Genomic DNA, 20,370 nt, shown 5'->3' on the forward strand with positions numbered 1-20,370 from the left:
CTTGACAATGTCCTGCTCATATTAAAAGGAACGTCCCCAAGTGCCGGCCGCAGCTACAGTAGCCCAAAGTGCTTGGCGGCGTTGTAAATGCCGTCGTCGTCTACGGCGGTCGTCACGTAGGTCGCTGCGGCCTTCACGGTATCCTGCGCGTTGCCCATGGCCACACTTGTGCCCACGGCCGAGAACATCGACAGGTCGTTCTCGCCGTCGCCAAAGGCGATCGTCTCGCTCGCGTCGACACCCAGGCGCTCCAGCGTCGCTGCCACGCCCAGGTCCTTGCCGCCGTTAGCGGGAATAATGTCGCAGAACAGGTCGCACCAGCGCGTAGTGAGCGAATGCGACACCGCATCGGTCACGATATGCTCGTCGGCAGGATCCACAAAGGCGCAAAACTGGTAGACCGGCGCTTCAAAGGCGTGCTCAAACGGCTCCTCGTGGTAGACGATCCCCGCGTTGTTGCCGGCCGTCACCACGCGTTCGGACAGGCGGTTCACAAACGAGTTCTCGCCCTGCATGCACAGCGAGTCGTAGCGCCCCTCGGCCACCTGGTCCACAATCACCGCAACGTCGTCCGGATCGATCGGGCAGCTACGGTAAACGCCCTCGGCATCAAAACAGTGCTGGCCCGAAAGCGTAATGTACGCATCCCAACCAAGATCGAACAGCCAATCGGGCATCTGGTAGGTCGGGCGACCCGTGGCAATGACGCACGCAATCCCCTGCTCGTGAAGGCTGTCGAGCACCTGCTGCGCCGACGCCGGAATCCGGTGCGTCTCAAAGCTCAGCAGCGTGCCGTCGATATCAAAAAACGCGGCCTTGATCATCCTCGCCTACTCCTCGCCCTCGAGCTTTTCACTCGCCTCGAGCCACGCCATCTCCAGCTCGTCCATGGCGGCGTGGGCCTCGTCGATCTTTGCCTGCTGCTCGCCCAGCGCCGTGTAGTTGGTGGGATCGACCTGGGCCATGGCGGCCTCGGCCTCCTCCACGCGAGCGCGCTGCGTTTCCATCTTGCGCTCGAGCGAGCTCACCTCACGACGGAGCTTTTGGCGCTCGGCATTGGAAAGGCCGTTGGGCTGACCGCTCGACTTGGGCTTTTCGGCCGCAGCCGCCGCGGCACCGGTGTCGAACGTACCGGTCTTGGCGCTCGGTGCACCCACGGGCTCGCCCTCGGCGGTGGCGTTGCACAGGCGCAGGTACTGGTCGACGCCGCCGGGCATATGCGTCAGGTGGCCGTCGAGCAGCGCCCACTGCTGGTCGGTCACGCGCTCCATCAAAAAGCGGTCGTGCGTCACCAGAATCAGCGTGCCGGGCCAGCCGTCCAGCAAGTCCTCGACAATCGCCAGCATGTCGGTATCCAGGTCGTTGCCGGGCTCGTCCAGGATGAGCACGTTGGGCTCGTCCAGGATCGTCAGCAGCAGCGACAGGCGACGGCGCTGGCCGCCCGAAAGATCGCCGATGCGGCTCCAGAGCTGCTGCGTCGTAAAGCCCAGACGCTCGCAGAGCTTCTCGGGTGAAGTCTCCTTGCCGTCAATGACGTAGTACTTCTTATAGTGGCTGAGCACCTCGCGGATCGTGTCGCCCATGTAGGGTTCGAGCTCCTCGAGCTGCTGCGACAGCACGCCAAAGCGCACCGTCTGGCCGATCTTCACGCGGCCGCGCAGGGGCGCGATCTTGCCCTGGATCACGTCGAGCAAAGTCGACTTGCCGGCGCCGTTCTCGCCCAAAAGACCATAGCGGTCGCCCGCACCAATGAGCCAGGTCACGTCGTTGAGCACCTGCTTGGGCGCGCCATCGGTATCCGCATAGCCGGCGTCCACGTCGACCACATCGATAACCTGCTTGCCCAGGCGGCTCACGGCCAGGCGCTTGAGCTCCAGCTCGTCACGCACGGGCGGCACGTCGGCGATCAGCTCGCGAGCGGCATCCACGCGAAACTTGGGCTTGGTGGAGCGCGCCTGGGCACCGCGGCTCAGCCACGCGAGCTCCTTACGTGCCATGTTGCGACGGCGCTCCTCGGTAACCGCGGCCATGCGGTCGCGTTCCACGCGCTGCAGGATATATGCCGAATAGCCGCCCTCGAAGGGATCGACCTGGCCGTCGTGAACCTCCCACATGCTGGTGCAGACCTCGTCCAAGAACCAGCGATCGTGCGTGACCACGAGCATCGCGCCCTGACCGCGCTGCCAGCGGGCCTTTAAGTGACGCGCAAGCCAGTTGATGGTGCGCATGTCCAGATGGTTGGTGGGCTCATCGAGCACGAGCACGTCATAGTCGCCGATCAGCAGGCGCGCGAGGTCCACGCGGCGGCGCTGACCGCCCGAGAGCTCGCCTACCATGCCCTCCCAGGGCACATCGCTAATGAGGCCGGCGAGGATCTGGCGCGTACGGGGGCTCGACGCCCACTCGTACTCGGGGGCGTCACCCACAACGGCATGATGCACGGTATCGGTATCGACAAGCTGGTCCTTTTGGCCGAGTAGACCGATCGTGATGCCGCGGCGGTGCGTCACGCGTCCGTCATCGGGCTCCAGCGTGCCGGCGAGCACGCTCAGCAGCGTCGACTTGCCGTCGCCGTTTTTACCGACAATACCAATGCGGTCGCCCTCGCCCACGCCGAGCGTCACGCTATCGAAAATATGCTTGGTGGGAAACTCTAGGCTGACGGAATCGCATCCCAAAAGAATCGCCATATGCCCTGCTCCTTCGTAGAAATTCAACGTTCTCCATGATAGCGAAAACCACCACAAAGGGGACGGGCGCCTTCGTGGTGGTTTTGGGCAAGCGCACCAGCACACGACACAAAAAGGCGGGCCATCTCCCGCAAGAGATGACCCGCCTCTCCAATCAGTCCCGCGGCAACCGTGGCCGCCGCGGGCCTCAAGCATGTCCCGGACTAGGAGAACATGCCGGTGAGGTAATCATTCAGCCGCTTATCCTTGGGCCGTTGGAAAATCTCGTCGGTCTCGTCGTACTCGACCATATCGCCCATGTAGAAAAACGCCGTGCGGTTGGACACGCGCGACGCCTGCTCCATGTTGTGCGTCACGATGACGATGGCGCGGTCGGCCACGATCGACGACATGAGGTCCTCGATCGCCAGCGTCGAGATGGGGTCGAGCGCCGAGCAGGGCTCGTCAAACAGGATTACGTCGGGGTTGAGCGCCAGCGTGCGCGCAATGCACAGACGCTGCTGCTGACCGCCCGAAAGCGCGTAGGCGCTCTTGTCGAGCTTGTCTTTGACCTCGTCCCACAGCGCGGCACCGCGCAGACTTTCCTCGACCATGCGGTCGAGCTCGTCACGGTCGGTGATGCCGTGGCGCTTGGGCGCAAAGGTGATGTTGTCGCGAATGGACTTGCGGAAGGGATTTGGCTGCTGGAACACCATGCCGATGGAGCGACGCAGCTCGTACGTGTTCTCGGTCTTGGTGTTCACGTTGCGCCCGCGGTAGTTGATCTCGCCCTCCACGCGACAGCGGCGAATCTCGCGATTCATCAGGTTGAGGCTACGCAAGAAGGTCGACTTGCCGCAGCCCGAAGGCCCGATGAGCGCCGTGATCTCACCCTTGTGGAAGTCGAGCGACGTATTGTGCAGCGCATGGTGGTCGCCATAGTACACGTTGACGTCCTTGGCGGAGAGCACGACCTCGTCGCTCACGGCCTTGCCGCTCACGCGCACGCGCCTCTCGCTCTCCCCCACGCTCGACAGAAAGTCCTGGGGGGTGTCGGACGTGGCCGCCTCGGTTGCGGGCGTTGCATTCATATCGCTCATTCGGCCGTCATCTTCCTTGCCAGTTGCTTGCCCACGATACGGGCGACAACGTTAAACAGCAGCACGCAAATCATCAGCAGTGCCGCGGTGCCCCAGACGATCTGCTGGGCCTCGGGGCTGCCCTCGCCATAGATCTTGTAGATGTGCACGGCCAGCGACTCGCCGGGACGGAACACGTTCCAGGCGCAGGTGGGGCTCGACAGGTTAAAGCTCAAGAAGTTGAGGCGGACCGGCGAGCTCATGCCCGAGGTAAAGAGCAGCGCCGCGGCCTCGCCAAACACGCGGCCGGCCGAAAGCACGATGCCGGTCACGATGGCGGGCATGGCCTCGGGAATCAGGATGTGCAGTGTGGCCTCCCAGCGAGTGAGGCCCATGGCCAGGCACGCATCGCGCTGGGCCTGCGGCACGTCCTCGAGCGCCTGCTGAATCACGCGCACCAGGATGGGGATGTTGAACATGGTGAGCGCGACGGCGCCGGAGATGATGGAGTACTTCCAGCCCAGCTGCACCGAGAACACCAGAAAGCCGAACATGCCGACGACGATGGAGGGCAGTGAAGACAACGTCTCGATGGCGGTCGAGGCGATGTCGCGAATGGGACCGTCGGGCGCGTATTCAACTAGGAAGACCGCGCCGCCCAGGCTGATGGGCACCGAGATGATCAGGGTAATCAGCAGCAGATAGAACGAGTCGAACAGCTGGTAGAGCACGCCGCCCTGCGTTCCGTTGGCGCGTGCGGGCTGCGTGAGAAAGCCCGGCTGGAACAGCGTCGAGATACCCTCGAACAGGATGTAGGCCACCATGGAGACGACGATAAGCATGACGATGGCGACAATCGCCGTCAGCACGCCCGTGGCGATACGGTCTTGCCTTTGGACACGCCCGAGTCTCGCCTCGTCGATGTGGATGCGCGTGCTAGCCACGAGCCTTCGCCCCCTTGCAGCCGATAAGGTGGATGATCAGGATAAAGATGAGGCTCATGCCCATCAGCAGCAGACCGAGCGCCCACAGAACGTCGTCCTGGGCCGAGCCCTCGGCATAGACCGCCATGGACGTGGTGAGCGTGGTGGTAATGGTCGAGGCAGGCGACAGCAGCGACGTCGGCATGGCCTCGATGCCGCCGATAACCATGCGCACGGCGAGCGTCTCGCCAAAGGCGCGGGTCATACCAAGGATGACCGCGGTCATGAGCGACGGCATGGCGGACTTGAGCACCACGTGCCAGATGGTCTGCCAGCGGGTATAGCCCAGCGCGAGCGAGCCCTGACGGTAGCTATCGGGCACGGCGCGCAGGCCGTCGACCGAAAGCGTAGTCATCGTCGGCAGAATCATGACCGCCAGTACGATGGCGCCGGGCAAGATGCCCAGACCCGTGCTTACGTGGAAAACGCTCTTCATAAGACCGACGACCACGTGAAAGCCAATCAGGCCAAAGACGACCGAGGGAATGCCGGTCAAAAGCTCAATAAGCGGCTGAAAGACCTTGGAGCCAAACTTAGGCTGGATCTCGACCGCAAAGATGGCAGAGCCGATGGCGATGGGCAGCGCGATGAGCGTGGAGAACACCATGACCGCAAACGAGGTGACGATCAGGGGCAGGGCGCCGGTGTAGGGCAGGCCGTTTTCGGCTGTGTTGGCCAGGTCCCACTTGGTGCCGGTGAAGAACTCGACGACCGAGACGCCGTCCTTGAGAAAAGCCGAGAGGCCCTTTTGGGCGACCATAAAGATGAGCGCGGCAACGACAAGCGTCACGAGCGCTACGCACGCGCCCGTGACGCCCAGGCCCACGTTCTCAAGGTCGCGCTTTGGCAGCTGTTTTGCCATTGCAAACCTTTCCGGGGGCGATTGCTTATTTAGCAGAGACCTTGCCGCTGGCGTCCTTGACGACCTTCATGGCAGAGACGGGGATAAAGCCCTGCTCCTCGACGAGCTTACCCTGGACGTCGTCGGAGAGCATGAACTCCAGGAAGGCCTTGGTGGCCTCGTCGGCGTCCTTCGCGCAGTACATGTGCTCGGTAGCCCAGATCTTAAAGGAGTCGTCGGTGACATTTGCGCTCTTGGGCTCGACGCCCTCGACCTTAATGGCGTTGAACTTGGAGTCGTCGAAGTGCGAGAAGTCGAGGTAGGAGATGGCGTTGTCGGTGCTGCCCATCTGAGTCTGGACGTCGCCGGACTTGTCGAGCTCGGCGTCGCCCTTAAAGTCGACGGCCTCGTCACCAAAGACGGCGGCCTCGAAAGTGGCGCGGGTACCGGAGCCGGCCTTGCGGTTGAGGACGACGATGGTGGCGTCGTCGCCGCCGACCTCCTTCCAGTTGGTGATCTGGCCGGAGAAGATGCCCTTGAGCTGCTCGAGGGACAGGTCGTCGACCTTGACGTTCTTGGAGACGACGGGGCCCATGCCCACGACGGCGACCTCATGGTCGACGAGGTTCTTGACCTGGTCGGCCTCGAGCTTGGTCTCGGCGAAGACATCGGAGTTGCCGATGGTGACGGTGCCGGCGGCGACAGCGGTCAGGCCCTTGCCCGAACCGTTGCCCGAACCGGAGACGGAGACGTCGGGGTTGGCGTCCATGAACTTCTCGGCAGCGGCCTCGACGAGAGCCTGGAACGAAGAGGCGCCGTCGTAGGTCACCTCGCCGGAGACGGACTCGGCAGCAGCGGCGCTGCCCTCAGCAGCGGTGTTGGCGGCGTTGGAGCCGCCGCAACCAACGAGACCGAGACCGACGATGCTGGCAAGACCACCAGCGAGGCCGAGGAACTGACGACGAGAATAAGCCTGATCGAGCATGATCTTCCTTTCATACATGCGACTCGCGGGCACCCTGCCCGCTTTGCTGTTTGGAAAGATACGGTCTCGATCGGGCGACAACCGCCTTATCTGCGGTTTCTTACGGACATTTGATAGACCCTTACCGCAAGCTCTGCCCAGCCTTTACAAACGGATAACAATCCAGCGCCAAGCATGGCGCGCCTTTTACACCAATAAAAACAAAGTTGCGGTGAAATAGTTCCTGCTTGGCCATCAAATGGCCCATTCTAGGAACTATTCCACCGCAACTTAAAAAGCCCGGACGAAAGGGGTGCTAAGTTGTTAAAACGCCGCAGCCTTAAAGCTCAAGCTCGTTCAAACGTAAGATCGCCACGATATAAATCTTGAGCGCCTGCTTGAGCTGTTCCTCGTTGGCGCACTCGTTGGGGCCGTGCATCTGGCCGCCCCATGCGGGCAGTTCCAGGCCAGTCTCCTCGGGACCAAACGAGACGGCGCGGGCAAAATTGCGCGCGTACGTGCCGCCGCCCATGGCAAAGGGCTCTGCATGCTTGCCCGTAAACTCGTTGTAGGTATCGATGAGCGCCTTCACGGCCGGGTCGTCGGCAGAGACCGAGAACGGCACCTTTGTACGACCCACGCGGCACGTCACGCCAAAACGGCCCACGAGCGGATCGAGCTGCTCGCGGATGGTATCGGCACTCGTGCTGTCGGGGAAGCGCACGTCGATGACCTGCTCAATATGGCCATCCACCACACGGATGACGCCGGGATTGCAGGTGAGCGGGCCAAACGCGGGGCTCGTCGCATCGATGCCCAAGCCGCGGCCATAGGCGTCCGCATGCACAAAAGCCAAAAACTTGACAAACTCGTGCTCCGCAGGTGTCAACAGGCGCTCGTCACGGGCGCCAAACGCATCCTCGGCCTCGCGCAGATACGCCACGATCAGCCCGACGGCGTTGATCGTTCCCTCTGGCATCGAGGCATGACCGCCAATGCCGTGGGCGAAAATCTGCGCATGCCCGTTATCGAGCGCCGTGATCTCCAGGCGGTCGCCGTTCTCGACCGGCGCCGGCAGCTCATCGGCGGCAATCGCAAGCTCGCAGATAGACTGCGACGGAATGGCGTTGCTCGCCTCGGCACCGCTCCAGGACACAATGCGCCCGCCGTCGATCTTGGAGCTCACAAATGTCGCCCCAAACTGGCCCTTTTCGGCATTACAGACCGGGAACTCGGCATCGGGCGTAAACAGAAAGTCGGGGTTCGCGTGGTTCTCCAGATAATGGTGAACGTCGGACATGCCCACTTCCTCATCGCAGCCCAGCAGCGCGCGGAAGGTATAGCGCGGGGTAATGCCGTGCTTGATAAGATAAGCGCCGGCGTAGAGCGACAGCACTGCCGGGCCCTTGTCGTCAATCACGCCGCGACCGAGCAGCCAGCCCTCGCGGCGCTCCATGGCGAACGGGTCGGTGTTCCAGCCAGGGCCGGCGGGAACCACGTCCACGTGGCAGATAGTCGCGAGCTGCTTGTCGCCGCGGCCCGGGATATCGGCGATTCCCACATAGCCCTCGTCGTCGCTCGTCTGATAGCCGAGCTTCTGCGCAATGCCGAGCGCGCAATCGAGCGCATCACGGACCGGGCGGCCAAACGGCGCGCCGGGCTCCGCATCGGCAGAAACTGCCACGGACGGATAACTCACCAGCTGCTCGATATCGGCGACGACATCATCCCAGACCTCGTCGACATACTCGGCGACGCTCTGCTCCACCTGATTCATGGACGACCTCCTTAGCAATGAGCGACGGGCACGCCCGTCCCTCACATTACGTCATTAGATAGCGAAAAGTTTAGCAAGCTCTGCCACCGAGTGCACCACCGCATCGGCACCCGCTGCCTCGTGCTCGCCCGGCGCCGCCGCGCCCGAATAGATGCCGATGCACGGCACGCCCATCGCGTGCGCGCCCTCCACGTCGTTAAAGCGGTCGCCGATCATCACGGCCTCGTCGGCAGTCGCGCCAAGCGCCGCCAGGGCGTCGCGGACCGAATCGGCCTTGGTCTCGCGTCCCTGCGGCGGATTCATGCCAATCACCGCCTCAAACTGAGAGAGCCCGAGCTCATGCACCATGTCGATGCACTTGGCCTCCATGCGCGACGTCGCCACGGCCATACGTTTGCCTTGGGCGACCAACCCATCCAGCAGCTCGGGGACCCCATTGAACACGGGATACTCCTCCGGTCCCAGTTCATCAAAAAAGGCGCGGTACTCATCGGCCACCACAAGCGACTCCTCGCGGGAAAAGCCGTAAAAGTCGTGAAAGCTCTTCCACAGGGGCGGCCCGATCATGCGGCGCAGATCACCCATCTGCGTCTCCGAAAACCCGCGCGCAGCCAGCGTCTTGCGCGTCGAGGTCATCACTGCCCGACCCGTATCGGCCACCGTGCCGTCAAAATCGAACAGCACAACCGGCCGCTCGCAAAGTTGCAATGCCGCCATCGGCACCCTTCTTCCCCAGTTGATGATTTCCACACCACCGCTTCAAACTGTTGACTATTCAACAATTGAACCTAGCAATGTAGAGCAACTCCACTATACTTGTCGCACTTTGCTTTCAGAAGGCGGCGCTGCCGCGCCCCAACGAAAGGTGCAATTATGTCTTTTGCCATCATAACCGACTCCACGTCGGACATCTCCCCCGCCCGTGCCCAAGAGCTCGGCATTTACGTGATTCCGCTGCATGTGATTATCGAGGGCGAGGACCTGCTCGACCAGGTGCAGATTACCGCCGAGGAATACGTCGCCCGCATGGCCGGCTCCGAGCAGCTGCCGCACACCTCGCAGCCGAGCGCCGGCGAGTTCAAGGCACTCTTTGACCGCGTGCTCGCCGACGGCCACGATAGCGCGATCTTTATCTCGCTGTGCAGCGAGTGGTCCGCCTGCTATGCCAACGCCAGCCTGGTGGCCGAGACCCACGAGCTCGACGTGCGCTGCATCGATTCGCGCACCGGCTCGGGCGCCGAGGGCCTGCTGGTGGAGTACGCGCTGGCCATGCGCGAGGACGGCCGCAGCCTGGACGAGACCGAGGCACAGATTCGCGCGACGCTGCCCGACGCCCACCTGCTACTGATTCCCCGCACGCTCGAGAACCTCGTTAAGAACGGCCGCGCGCCCAAGCTCGCCGGCCAGCTCACGCAGATGCTCAACATTCGCCTGGCCGTTTCGCCGGAGTGGCAGTCGGGCGAGATCAAGGCCGTCAAGAAGGGCCGCGGCGCCAAGCGCATCGTCGCCAACACCATGGCCGACTGCCTCGCGTTTTTGGCTGAACACCCGGGTTCGAGCGTGCGCGTGCTCACGACCGGCGCCGCCGAGGAGCAGGAGCTTGTCAATGAAGCACTCGCAGGCCAGGACTACGTAGACGCCGGCACCGGCCCCATCGGCTGCACCATCGCCACCCACGTAGGCGTCGACGCCATCGCCATCAGCTATTGCCCCCGCTACCAACCTGCCAATTAGGGACAGATTTATTTTGGCAGGTTTTATCTGGGCAAACGTTAAACGCTAACAGACCTGTCCGACAAGATCGGGCCTGTCGGGGCTGTCGAACAGCCATGGTGCAACCAGCCCCAGCAAAGCCGTCACGCCGGCGCGCCCCAACTCAAAGCGCACCGGCGTTGCTTTAAGAGTTGCGGCGGGACGGTGACCGCTTGAGCCGAAAAGCCGCGAACCGCTTCCCATTACGCCGCAACTTCATTGCCGCCCAACCAGCCAATCGAGAAATTGGCGGCGATCGATGCTTTGTCCAACCCCCTTGCGATACCCTCTGGGCAAAAAATGGCAAATATGAGTACTGTTACCAGTTTAGTAACAGCGAAATCTGGCTGAATATGCCGTCTTCCACCAATTCCGAGCGTCATAAAGTCCCGAATCGCCATGTCGAGAGGGTTGGTTATATCAAATTTCGGCCGATTGGTCTTAAATACGTTCAAGATGATATGATACTACCCCAACAACAGTACTCATATTTGCCATTTTTTGCCCACAGGGTCTATTCGAGGGCGACTCCCGGGGTCTCCAGCCCGCCTCATAGCCGCTCAAACCCATTCAGCAACAGCCGCCGCACATTTTGACACCAGCTGAACACCACTCACGGAGTCGCATTCCACTATCACCGAACCTAAATCGGAATCGAGCGCCCAAAAAACCAAAATAACGTACCCTCATCTCAATGGACCATGAGAAGAACGGCATTTACATGAGCACCGTCACGCATCAATACGCCCTCATCGGGGACGCGTTATTCCAATTCAAGGAAGCAGTCTCTCACGTATCGGAGCCGCACAGCCAAATCGTCATCTGCAGCAACGGCCCAGACATCCGCTACGCAACGCTCGAAGAATGGGAGAAAGCCGGAAAATCTTTCGGCAAGCGAGCGCAGGTTAAGGGCCTCGTCACCAGCACGAGTTCAGCGCGCGAAAAACTCGAGCTCTTTCGCAATCTCTTTACTGGCCGCAAAGATGTTTACGCCCATGGGTACCGCAGAAAAGACGGGGGTATCGGCTATACACCCGCCTGCGCAAATGAGTGGAAACCGGGCATTTGTCCCAAGGCAAGCCATCAGAGGGTCAAATGCGCGGAATGCGGTAGCCGCGTCTTCCCCGAGTTGAGCAATGCCGCGATCATTGACCATTTCAAAGGCAGCGACGACAGGCTCCGAGACGTCATAGGTCAGTATGTTCTCGACAGTGACAGCAACACAAAAGTTCTGGTCATTGATTTTGACGGAGCCGATTGGAAAGAAGCGGCAAACGCCATTCGGCTTGTCGCAAAAAGCCATGGAATCGATGCTGCAGTTGAGCGATCGAGATCAGGCAACGGCGCACATGTCTGGTTTTTCTTCCTAGAGCTCACCGGCGCAAAGACCGCAAGAGATTTTGGAAGCAGCCTTATCGCCGAGGCGGCGATGCTCAACAAGACAATCACCTTCGAAGCTTTTGACCGAATGATGCCCGCGCAGTCCACCATTCCTGAGGGTGGCTTCGGAAATCTCATAGCGCTGCCCTTTCAAGGAAAAGCGCAGCGAGAAGGAAACAGCGTATTTGTTGACGAGCAATTTGAGCCCTTTCCCGATCAATGGCTTTATCTTTCGCAAATCCAGTTGATCCCGCGTACGATGGTGAAAAGTCTGCTCAAGAGCATCGACAATAGACCGCATGGATTATCAGCTGCAGTGGCGGCAAACACCGCCGCACCGCATTCCCAGAGGCCGCGAAAGCGGCTTCCGCTCACGCAGCGGGACTTCCCGCCATCGCTACCCGTCACGCAAGCTGATATGCTCTACATTACCGAAAAGTCCCTGAGTCCCGCAGCCCAAATGGAAGTCCGCAGGCTTGCAACATTTGCCAACCCGGAATTCTTCCGTGCGCAATCAATGCATCAATCAGTATTCGGCAAACCGCGGTACATAGACCTCAGCGAACTTAGAGATGGCTGCGTCGCGATCCCCAGAGGCTGCAAGGCTCAACTTGAGCGGCTGCTTCAAGAAGCCGGCGTTGCTGCCCACTATTCAGACAAGCGCGTATCGGGCAATCCAATTGGGATGGCATTTAAAGGGACGCTTCGCCCTGAACAGCAAATTGCCGCTGAACAGATGCTCGGCTATGAAGACGGAATCATGTCTGCGCCGACGGGTTTCGGGAAAACCGTCATTGGAGCCTATCTTATTGCTGCCATCGGTCTTCCAACGCTCGTCATCGTTCCCAAGACCGCGCTCATTGCCCAATGGAAATCCCAGCTCGAACGCTTTCTCGACATCACGGACAACCGAGAGCCAGTCCGGACCTCAAAAGGACGAATCAGTAAAAGGCAGCCTCCGCTCATTGGCCAAATCGGAGGAGGCAAAACCGCCATAAGCCGTCTCATCGACATTGCTTCATTCCAGTCTCTGTCCAGCAAGGACCCCCAGACTGGAGAACCAATAGCCAAGGAGCTCGTTCGCGATTACGGTCTCATCATCTGTGACGAATGTCACCATGCGGCCGCGCCACAGCTCGAGCTCGTCCTCAAGTCCGCTCCAGCCAAATATGTATACGGCCTTTCCGCGACGCCCAAGCGTTCGGACGGACTCACGCAGGCGCTCTCAATGCTATGCGGCCCGCTTCGCCATGTCATCGATCCAAAAACGCAGGCGATCCAACAGGGGATTCAGCGCGTTGTTAGACCGCGTTTTACCGGAGTTCGACTACCCGCCTACGAACCGGGAGCATCCTTTAATCAAGTTCTCGATCTCCTGTGTGCGCACACAGCGAGAAACAAAGCAATTGTCGACGATGCCCTCGAGACCGCGTCAAACGGTCGACATCCGCTTGTACTATCCAAAAGGAAAAAACATGCCGAAGAGCTATGTAGACTGCTTCAAAGCCGCGGACACGAACCTATACTCTTAACCGGAGAAATCGACGCCAAAGAAAGAAAGGCAATACTGAACAGCCTTCCCGGCTTCGAGCATGAGCATCGAATTATCATCGCAACCGAAGGCCTTCTGGGCGAGGGTTTCGACCTGTCTTACCTTGACACTCTGCTCATTGCCACACCGATATCTTGGGACGGCAGCATAACGCAGCAGGCAGGCAGACTACATAGAAGTCACGAGGGCAAGCAGCGGGTTGAGATATTCGACTATGTTGATTTGTCGATACCCATGCTCGCGCGCATGTACCAGAAGAGACTCAAGACCTACGCCAAGCTGGGGTATGAAGTCTTTGCAGCAAATGACAACAAACGGGCCGATCAAAACATCCTCGTTAGGCCGGCAAGGGCCATGGAGGCATTAGCGGATGACATCGCGCGCGCAATGAAAAGCATTTTTATTGCCGCGCCCTACGCATCCGCTGCATGCCTCGCAAAGCTCGCTGCCGTACTCACAGGCGCCGCCGCCCGTGGGATTGCCCTTGAGATTTCAATTGCCTCGACTCCGCACAATGACGTGAAAGCGATTTTTACCGAGATGAACGTCGACTATTCCATCAAAGCCGAAGGGCGCCTATGCGCGTCAGTAATTGACGAGGAAACCGTCTGGTACGGAACTATTCCATTACTGGCCTTTCCTAAGAAAGAGGACTGCAGCATCCGTTTCAAAAGCAGCGAAGTTGCAGCCGAGTTTTTAAGCGAAATCCAGCGAAGAGGAGAACCGGAGGTCGCAGCCACGAACGGGATGTCTCCAACAGTTACGGTGGAATAGGGGCCGTTTTTGGCCAATCGGCCGCGAATCAATCCCTATTCCCCCGCGAATCATAAGCGAGCAATCAGCCCTGCGGACCCTGGAACAGCTCCTCATGCGAGCCCATTCTGACCAGCCGGATCACAGGATTAGTCTTATGCGGCAAATAAAGAACGACCACATCGACCAAGCCATCGGATAGGTGGAAATCGATGTGGCCGTTGTAGTTTCCGCCCGGGTTTGAGAGCTCGTGGGCGCCATACTCCGCCGGAAGTGACCCATGAGCCACAAGCTCTGCAACCGCCGCTTTAAACTCACTTTTTAGCTGCGGATGCATGCGCATCGTTCGTTTGTAGTCCACCTTAAATTGAGCCTCGACTTTAATCTCGAACATCGCTATTCCTCATCGAGGAATGACATAAGCTCATCAGCGTTATTGAATGACAGGCTATCGTCCGGCAAAATCCCCAGCTCATGAGCCTCGGCGATCACCATGGCGCGCCTCGTCACCTCGTTGGGCACCTCCGCCCTTCCTACAATCTCAAAAGGAATCTTTCGCTGATTTACCAGCTGCCGAACGGCAAGATTGAGATAGGAATTGAGGCTGAGGCCGACCGAATCCAAGAACTCAGTCGCCTGCTCCTTGAGCCCCTCTTCGATTCGAACCGTCGTAGGCTTAACTGTTGCTGTAGACATTTGCGACCTCCTCGCCCTCGTCTTTTACACCAGTATACCCAATATAAATGGCAATCTGATGTTAGATAACATCAGATTGCCATGCGTATTCATGTCGCGTGGGCACGATTGATCTACATCAGCCCGCTGAGCGCAATGTCAACGGCCTCGTTGAGGTCGTCGGTAATGTGTACCAGATCCGGATCGAGCGGGCTAATCATACCGGTGCTCATCACCGGGCCGTTGAGCCAGTCGAATAGGCCCTGCCAGTACTCGGTGCCCACCAGCACGAGCGGCATGCGCTTGACCTTGTGCGTCTGCACCAGCGTGAGAACCTCGAACATCTCGTCGAGCGTGCCAAAGCCGCCGGGAAATACGATGGCGCCCGAGCTGTACTTAACGAACATGGTTTTGCGCACAAAGAAGTAGCGGAAGTCCATGCCGAGGTTCACGTATTTATTGAGCCCCTGCTCGTGCGGAAGCTCGATACCCAAGCCGACCGACTTGCCGTTGGCGCTCGCCGCTCCCCTGTTGGCCGCCTCCATGACGCCGGGACCACCGCCGGTGATAACCGCCACGCCGCGCTGGGCGATCTTGCGGCCAACGGCGCGTGCCGCCTTGTAGAGCGGATCGGTCTTGGGCGTGCGGGCACTGCCGAAGATGGTCACCGCAGGACCAAGCTCGGCAAGTGCGCCAAAACCATCAACGAACTCTGCCTGAATGCGCAGCACGCGCCAGGGGTCGGTGTGCAACCAGTCGGTCGAGTCCTCGGGCGCCAGCAGGTTGGCGTAGGTGTTGTCCTTGGGAATCATGGGGCCGCGCATGACCACGGGGCCGCGGCGGTACGTCTCGTCGTAGGCAGGCTCGCCCTCGACGTTCTCATTCTTAATCATGGGTACTCCTATCGAGAAAAAGAAAAGCGGGCGGGGTCGACGCCATGCGTCAAACACCCGCCCGAACATCAACTATTCGGTATGGTACCCACGATGCATCAAGTGCTTGCAAGCTATCGGTCATCGGTCGCGCAAGCGGTGTTAGCAAACGTGATGACCGGCCGGCGCTCGCCCCTTGCCGTTGCCCGCGCTCTGCAAGCGCCCGTGCTGCTCTTAGTAATCCACCGCCGCAGGGCTGTTCATCCAGTCGCTCACGAACGCGCCGTAGCGGCCCTCGATAATGGCCTGGCGGGCCCGCTGCATAAGGTTGAGCAGGTAGTAGATGTTGTGCATCGAAAGCAGAATGCCGCCGAGCATCTCCTTCTGCGTGACCATGTGACGGATGAGCGCACGGCTGTAACCGCCCGTGCACACCGGGCAGGTGCAGGTGGGATCGATGGGACCGTCGTCGTGCGCAAAGCGAGCGTTGCGGAAGTTGAGGCGACCCTCGCTGGAGAATGCCGTGCCCATACGGCCGGTGCGCGTCGGCAGCACGCAGTCAAACATGTCGATGCCCACGCCAACGCCGCGCACGAGCGTGGTCGGGTTGCCGACACCCATCAGGTAGCGCGGCTTATGCTTGGGCATGTACTCGCTCACGAGCGGCGCCAGGGTCTCGAACATGGTCTCGTGATCCTCGCCCACCGAATAGCCACCGATACCATAGCCCGGGAAGTCGCCGCACTCCTCCAGATGGCGCAGCGAACGCAGGCGCAGATCCAGGTGCATGCCGCCCTGAACGATGCCAAAGAGCGCCTGGTCATCGCGGGTATGCGCCTTATAGCAGCGCTCGGCCCACATGCTCGACAGCTCAACGGCGCGCTCAACGTAGGCGCGCGTGGCGGGATAGCCCGGGCACTGGTCGAGCTGCATGCAGATATCGGAGCCGAGTTTCATGGCGATTTCCATGTTGTCCTCGGGCGTCCAAAACACGTGGCGGCCGTCGTAATCGTTGACGATAAAGCGCACGCCCTCATCGGTGAGCTTGACGGCATCGTTGTGGCTGAAGACCTGGAAACCGCCCGAGTCGGTGAGGATGGGGCCGTGCCAGTTCATGAACTTGTGCAGGCCGCCCAGCTCGGCGATGGTGTCCTCGCCGGGACGCATGGACAGATGATAGGTATTGGCGAGCACGATCTGGGCGCCGAGCTTCTTGACAGTCTCGGTAGGAATGCCCTTGACGTTTGCCTTGGTGCCCACGGGCATAAAAATCGGCGTCTCGATGTCGCCGTGCGGGGTGTGCAGTACGCCGGCACGCGCGTGCGTTGTCGGGTCCTCGGCGATCAGGTCGAATTTAAACAGGTTTTGATCCATAAACTGGAACTCCTTGGTTGCGGTTCATACGCAAACCATTATACGAGCAACCATCGAACCGCACCGACTCGACAGAAACTGGTGCATTAAACGACTAGTCGTTGGGGACGTTCTTAAACGACTAGTTGTTGGGGACAGTCTTCAGCGCCATCTTACAAAGGAGTGTCCCAATCTGTCGGCACTTAGGGACTGTCCCCAAGTGCCGGCAAGAGTGTCCCTTTCGACTAGTCATTTAAGAACGTCCCCAACGACTACATCAAGGCAACGCCGATGCTCTGGCAACGTCAGCGAGCGGTCACCAGGGCGAACAAATTGGCATGAAAAGAGGACGGCATTGACCTTCTGGTCATGCCGCCCTCTTTGAATGACAAGTTGTCGCCCTGGTGACCGCGCAGCGTCGGCCCGTTACGGCGTTTGGTAAAACGCCGTAACCCCTACGGACGCTGGCCCATGCCACCCTCGAGGGTGACGGTCTCGCCGTTCATATACTTAAAGTCGGGACCGCAGAGCTGAACGACAACGCGGCCGATTTCCTTCTCGACGTCGCCGTAGTGGCCAGCCGGCGGCATGTGGACGTTGGCCTTGAACGCCTCGGGATAGGCATCCTGGAAGTTCTCGAGCGCAGCGGTCCAAGCAAGCGGGCAAACGATATTGACGTTGATGCCGTCCTTGCCCCACTCGTTGGCAGCGACGCGGGTCAGTCCGCGGATGCCCTCCTTGGCAGCGGCGTAGCTGCACTGGCCATAGTTGCCAAACAGGCCGGCGCCCGAAGCAAAGTTGACCACGGAGCCCTTGGTCTCCTTCAGGTGCGGGTAGGCCTTCTGCATGTACAGGTAGGTGGCATACAGGCCAGAGTAAATGGCCAGGTTAAACTGATCCATGGTGTGATCGGCAATGGTCACGCCCGAGGCGCTGGCCTGAGCATTGTTGACGACGGCGTCGATGCGGCCGAACTCCTCAATAGCCTTGTCGATGACGTTCTGGACGACGGCCTCGTTGTCCTGACCAGCCGAGACATCGGCCTGAACAGGCAGAACCTTGACGCCGTACTCGGCCTCGAGGGATTCCTTGGCAGCCTCGAGCTTGGCAACGTTGCGGCCGGTAATGACGAGGTTTGCGCCCTCCTTGGCAAAAGCGATATCGATACCGTAGCCGATGGAGCCAGCGGAGCCGTCCTTGAGCGTGGCCTTGCCGCCGCCGGTGACGATCACGGTCTTACCAGTGAAAAGTCCCATATAAAGTCCTTTCAAATCGCGACGGGCCTGCCCGTCGACTGCGCGCATCCAACTTCACGCGCCAAAAGCTGAAATGCAACTTTAGCGGGTTCAAGTGAAAAATAAAGCCCCTGGCAGGCGAACGGCGCAACGTCTTTCGGCGAAGGGAATGTCAAGTACAAACTGGATAAAGTGGCCGAGTTTTTGCTATCGACGCGAGCCATCGAACACGTTTTGAAACTTTGCTGCAGCGCGCGGGATGTCGGCGCGAGACTTTATCATAGGGTGACAAACAACGATGAGGAGCACATGCCTATGACAGACGAGCTGGACCCCCAGACTCAACAGCATATTGATGATTCCGCAGACGTCACTGCAGATGCCGACGCTGTGACCTGCGATGATATTGACCTCGACGGCCCATTCTTGGACGAAAGCGCTACGGCGGAAACCCCTGGCGCCGAAGATGCAGACGAGCAAAACGACGATGCGCCCGCTCAGGACGACCGCCCCGTACAGGATGCTGCTCCGCAAGCTGCGGGCCCTATCGAGGTTTCTTCGGAAGAAGAGCTCGACGCCGTCATGGACTCCATGATGGATGCCGTCAAAGCGATGAAAGACGCCGTGGCCGACGCTGACGTTGACGCCGAGGAAGAGGAGGCCGCCGAGGCAGCCTCGACCTTCGTACCCGGCGAGACTCCGGTTGCCGACCAGGGCAGCACCATGCCCTCGTTTCTGCAGCTCGAGCATCCCACGATTGGCACCGATGCGGTCGACCCGCACGCAGCAGGCTTTTCTGTGATCGAAGGCGGTACCGGCAATATCGCCGTGCCGCAGACTGCCGATGCGGACGCTGCCGACACCGCTCGCCCGACTGCCCCGCACTCCCCCGCCGCGAGCCGCGATCTGGGGACCGCTGTCTCGAACACTGCGAACGCCGTGGGCACCTTTATCGCCCAGGGCGCCTCGGCCATGCGCGAGATGAACGCCGCGAAAAAGGCACTTGCCGATGCCCGCGCCCACCTGGCCGAACTTGAGCAGCGCATTGCCGATCAGGCCGAGGAACTCGAGACGCGCCAGGATATCGCAGGCCGCTACGACCAGATCGTCGCCGACCAGCGCCAGGCGATTGCCACGGCCCAAAAGACTGCAGCGGTCGCCGAGATTGACCGTGATGTCCACGCCTCCAAAGCGACAGAGCTCAAGGGTCAGCTCGAACAAATGAAGACAGAGGATGACGCGACTGAGCTCCGCCTGAAGGCCGCGCTCGACGCCGTGGAGGCCCGCGAGGCGAGCTCACGCGAGACCGGCAACCGCCTCGTTCGACGTCTTGAGGATTCCAAGCGCATCCGCGACAAGGTGAAGGCAGAGCGAGACGCCGGCATTGCCGCCGCACAACAAACCGTCGACGCCACGCGCGCCCAGCTCGAGACGCTGCGTCATGAGTATGCCGAGCTGCAACGCAATCCCTCGGCAAATCCCGCCAACTATACGGTGCGCACCAGCGAGCTCTCGATGCAGATTTCCGACACGGCAGATGCCCTGCGTAAAGCCGAAGAAGATGTCCCGCGCATCACCGCCGACCTTGAGCACTCGCTTGCCGCAGCCGAGCAGGCCGTCGAGCAGGCTCAAGCCCCTATCGCCGACGCAAAACGCGCGCACCAAGCCGTGACGACCGAAGCCGATGCCGCGCGCGACGAGCTGCAGACGGCGAAGACCGCCGCCGCGACTCGTCAGCGCGAACTGCGCGAGAAGATCGCTGCCGAGGACAAGGCGCGCCGCGACCAGGAGCAGACCATCGCCAACGCCCAAGCAGATGCCGCACATGCACAGTCGATCATCGAACAGGCGACCGAGGTGCACGACCATCCCGAGATTACCGAATCGCTCGCAGGATCTCTGGTCCGCGATAAGGCCGAGTACGCCGAAACCGAGCGCGAAGCGGCTCAACTCGAAGCCGCCGAGGACGACGTGCGCGAGCGCACCCGCGACTCACGCGTCAAATTCACCGGCGCCATCGTCTGCATTGTCGCCGTAATCCTCGCGATCGTCCTGATCTGGCTGTTCATGAGCAAGTAAGCCAGTTACCAAAAACGCCCCAACGCAGTTGCGGTGAGATAGTTCCTGTTTAGCCCTCAAAAAGGCCAATTCAAGAACTATTTCACCGCAACTTTTTGATTGGTGCAAAGGGGTCAGGCCACTTTGCACCAACTTGGTGCATATAAACCAGTCCCCATTGTACCAGCAACGTTTGCCCAGATAAAACCTGCCAAAATAAACCTGTCCCTTTTTGGCAGGTTGAACCACGGCAACACCGATGTTTTGGCGCGGACAGCGAAAACCCGCCAGAGCGAGCAAGGTGCCTTGAAACGAGGCGGCATTGACCTTCTGGTCATGCCGCCGAAGTTGAAAGGCAGATTGCCGCTCTGGCGGGTTTGCAGCGTCAAGTGGTTACGCGGTTCGTAGAACCGCGTAACTAACAAAT

The 20,370-nt window shown here is 60.2% G+C and carries 18 protein-coding genes; 3 read left to right on the forward strand and 15 right to left on the reverse strand.

Annotated features, from left to right (window positions below; genetic code table 11):
* Positions 1-53: 53 nt before the first annotated feature.
* The 8 genes from DXD48_RS06390 to DXD48_RS06425 form a co-directional block, all read right to left on the reverse strand.
* The gene (locus DXD48_RS06390; protein ID WP_117564459.1) at positions 54-824 is read right to left on the reverse strand and encodes a Cof-type HAD-IIB family hydrolase; all 771 of its coding nucleotides are present in this window, start codon (positions 822-824) and stop codon (positions 54-56) included.
* 6 nt (positions 825-830) lie between these two features.
* A complete protein-coding gene (locus tag DXD48_RS06395) occupies positions 831-2,690 on the reverse strand; it encodes an ABC-F family ATP-binding cassette domain-containing protein (protein ID WP_117564460.1) in 1,860 nt (619 codons plus the stop codon).
* A gap of 203 nt (positions 2,691-2,893) precedes the next feature.
* On the reverse strand, positions 2,894-3,769 hold the full coding sequence (gene pstB, locus DXD48_RS06400) for a phosphate ABC transporter ATP-binding protein PstB (protein WP_117564461.1): 876 nt from the start codon (positions 3,767-3,769) through the stop codon (positions 2,894-2,896).
* On the reverse strand, positions 3,766-4,692 hold the full coding sequence (gene pstA, locus DXD48_RS06405; RefSeq protein WP_117564462.1) for a phosphate ABC transporter permease PstA: 927 nt from the start codon (positions 4,690-4,692) through the stop codon (positions 3,766-3,768). Before pstA ends, pstB begins: the two co-directional genes overlap by 4 nt.
* Entirely contained in the window at positions 4,685-5,593 is a 909-nt protein-coding gene (pstC, locus tag DXD48_RS06410) for a phosphate ABC transporter permease subunit PstC (protein ID WP_117564463.1), read from the reverse strand. Before pstC ends, pstA begins: the two co-directional genes overlap by 8 nt.
* A gap of 25 nt (positions 5,594-5,618) precedes the next feature.
* A complete protein-coding gene (locus DXD48_RS06415) occupies positions 5,619-6,557 on the reverse strand; it encodes a phosphate ABC transporter substrate-binding protein (RefSeq protein ID WP_117564464.1) in 939 nt (312 codons plus the stop codon).
* A 319-nt stretch (positions 6,558-6,876) separates the two neighbouring features.
* Positions 6,877-8,313, reverse strand: coding sequence for a M20 family metallopeptidase (locus DXD48_RS06420; RefSeq protein WP_117564465.1), 1,437 nt, complete (start codon positions 8,311-8,313; stop codon positions 6,877-6,879).
* A 54-nt stretch (positions 8,314-8,367) separates the two neighbouring features.
* Positions 8,368-9,030 carry an HAD hydrolase-like protein gene (locus DXD48_RS06425; RefSeq protein WP_117564466.1) on the reverse strand — a complete coding sequence of 221 codons (663 nt, stop codon included), beginning with the start codon at positions 9,028-9,030 and terminating at the stop codon, positions 8,368-8,370.
* Positions 9,031-9,186: 156 nt separating this feature from the next.
* On the opposite strand from DXD48_RS06425, the gene DXD48_RS06430 reads away from it, so the two are divergent.
* Positions 9,187-10,047 (forward strand): DegV family protein, encoded by an 861-nt coding sequence (locus tag DXD48_RS06430; protein ID WP_117564467.1) that lies wholly within the window; start codon positions 9,187-9,189, stop codon positions 10,045-10,047.
* A 221-nt stretch (positions 10,048-10,268) separates the two neighbouring features.
* Here DXD48_RS06430 and DXD48_RS10015 read toward each other — a convergent pair whose 3' ends face one another.
* Positions 10,269-10,520, reverse strand: a complete 252-nt coding sequence (locus tag DXD48_RS10015) for a hypothetical protein (protein ID WP_147324151.1) — start codon at positions 10,518-10,520, stop codon at positions 10,269-10,271.
* A 266-nt stretch (positions 10,521-10,786) separates the two neighbouring features.
* Here DXD48_RS10015 and DXD48_RS06435 point away from each other — a divergent pair, with 266 nt between their 5' ends.
* Entirely contained in the window at positions 10,787-13,771 is a 2,985-nt protein-coding gene (locus DXD48_RS06435; protein WP_158548945.1) for a DEAD/DEAH box helicase family protein, read from the forward strand.
* 64 nt (positions 13,772-13,835) lie between these two features.
* Here the strand turns inward: DXD48_RS06435 and DXD48_RS06440 are convergent, their stop codons facing one another.
* The 5 genes from DXD48_RS06440 to DXD48_RS06460 form a co-directional block, all read right to left on the reverse strand.
* Positions 13,836-14,144: a type II toxin-antitoxin system YafQ family toxin gene (locus DXD48_RS06440; protein ID WP_117564469.1), complete on the reverse strand. Its 309-nt coding sequence runs from the start codon at positions 14,142-14,144 to the stop codon at positions 13,836-13,838.
* A 2-nt stretch (positions 14,145-14,146) separates the two neighbouring features.
* Entirely contained in the window at positions 14,147-14,446 is a 300-nt protein-coding gene (locus tag DXD48_RS06445; RefSeq protein ID WP_055250873.1) for a type II toxin-antitoxin system RelB/DinJ family antitoxin, read from the reverse strand.
* A 113-nt stretch (positions 14,447-14,559) separates the two neighbouring features.
* Complete coding sequence (locus DXD48_RS06450; protein ID WP_117564470.1) at positions 14,560-15,318, reverse strand: TIGR00730 family Rossman fold protein; 759 nt, start codon at positions 15,316-15,318, stop codon at positions 14,560-14,562.
* A gap of 213 nt (positions 15,319-15,531) precedes the next feature.
* On the reverse strand, positions 15,532-16,671 hold the full coding sequence (gene tgt, locus DXD48_RS06455) for a tRNA guanosine(34) transglycosylase Tgt (RefSeq protein ID WP_055250876.1): 1,140 nt from the start codon (positions 16,669-16,671) through the stop codon (positions 15,532-15,534).
* Positions 16,672-17,105: 434 nt separating this feature from the next.
* Positions 17,106-17,906 (reverse strand): SDR family NAD(P)-dependent oxidoreductase, encoded by an 801-nt coding sequence (locus tag DXD48_RS06460; protein ID WP_006235414.1) that lies wholly within the window; start codon positions 17,904-17,906, stop codon positions 17,106-17,108.
* Positions 17,907-18,200: 294 nt separating this feature from the next.
* Between DXD48_RS06460 and DXD48_RS06465 the strand changes: the two genes are divergently transcribed.
* Positions 18,201-19,964 carry a hypothetical protein gene (locus DXD48_RS06465; RefSeq protein WP_117564471.1) on the forward strand — a complete coding sequence of 588 codons (1,764 nt, stop codon included), beginning with the start codon at positions 18,201-18,203 and terminating at the stop codon, positions 19,962-19,964.
* 113 nt (positions 19,965-20,077) lie between these two features.
* On the opposite strand, the gene DXD48_RS10245 is transcribed toward DXD48_RS06465, so the two are convergent.
* A partial coding sequence (locus DXD48_RS10245) for a hypothetical protein (RefSeq protein WP_233514973.1) occupies positions 20,078-20,370 on the reverse strand: 293 nt, incomplete at its 5' end.

The sequence above is a fragment of the Collinsella sp. TM05-37 genome, from assembly GCF_003436455.1.
Classification (GTDB): domain Bacteria; phylum Actinomycetota; class Coriobacteriia; order Coriobacteriales; family Coriobacteriaceae; genus Collinsella.

Excerpts from the sequence above, each read along its gene's own strand:
- DXD48_RS06390 (WP_117564459.1), bottom strand. The coding sequence starts at position 824 with ATGATCAAGGCCGCGTTTTTTGATATCGACGGCACGCTGCTGAGCTTT.
- DXD48_RS06395 (WP_117564460.1), bottom strand. The coding sequence starts at position 2,690 with ATGGCGATTCTTTTGGGATGCGATTCCGTCAGCCTAGAGTTTCCCACC.
- pstB (WP_117564461.1), bottom strand. The coding sequence starts at position 3,769 with ATGAGCGATATGAATGCAACGCCCGCAACCGAGGCGGCCACGTCCGAC.
- pstC (WP_117564463.1), bottom strand. The coding sequence starts at position 5,593 with ATGGCAAAACAGCTGCCAAAGCGCGACCTTGAGAACGTGGGCCTGGGC.
- DXD48_RS06415 (WP_117564464.1), bottom strand. The coding sequence starts at position 6,557 with ATGCTCGATCAGGCTTATTCTCGTCGTCAGTTCCTCGGCCTCGCTGGT.
- DXD48_RS06420 (WP_117564465.1), bottom strand. The coding sequence starts at position 8,313 with ATGAATCAGGTGGAGCAGAGCGTCGCCGAGTATGTCGACGAGGTCTGG.
- DXD48_RS06425 (WP_117564466.1), bottom strand. The coding sequence starts at position 9,030 with ATGGCGGCATTGCAACTTTGCGAGCGGCCGGTTGTGCTGTTCGATTTT.
- DXD48_RS06430 (WP_117564467.1), top strand. The coding sequence starts at position 9,187 with ATGTCTTTTGCCATCATAACCGACTCCACGTCGGACATCTCCCCCGCC.
- DXD48_RS06435 (WP_158548945.1), top strand. The coding sequence starts at position 10,787 with ATGAGCACCGTCACGCATCAATACGCCCTCATCGGGGACGCGTTATTC.
- DXD48_RS06440 (WP_117564469.1), bottom strand. The coding sequence starts at position 14,144 with ATGTTCGAGATTAAAGTCGAGGCTCAATTTAAGGTGGACTACAAACGA.
- DXD48_RS06445 (WP_055250873.1), bottom strand. The coding sequence starts at position 14,446 with ATGTCTACAGCAACAGTTAAGCCTACGACGGTTCGAATCGAAGAGGGG.
- DXD48_RS06450 (WP_117564470.1), bottom strand. The coding sequence starts at position 15,318 with ATGATTAAGAATGAGAACGTCGAGGGCGAGCCTGCCTACGACGAGACG.
- tgt (WP_055250876.1), bottom strand. The coding sequence starts at position 16,671 with ATGGATCAAAACCTGTTTAAATTCGACCTGATCGCCGAGGACCCGACA.
- DXD48_RS06460 (WP_006235414.1), bottom strand. The coding sequence starts at position 17,906 with ATGGGACTTTTCACTGGTAAGACCGTGATCGTCACCGGCGGCGGCAAG.
- DXD48_RS06465 (WP_117564471.1), top strand. The coding sequence starts at position 18,201 with ATGACAGACGAGCTGGACCCCCAGACTCAACAGCATATTGATGATTCC.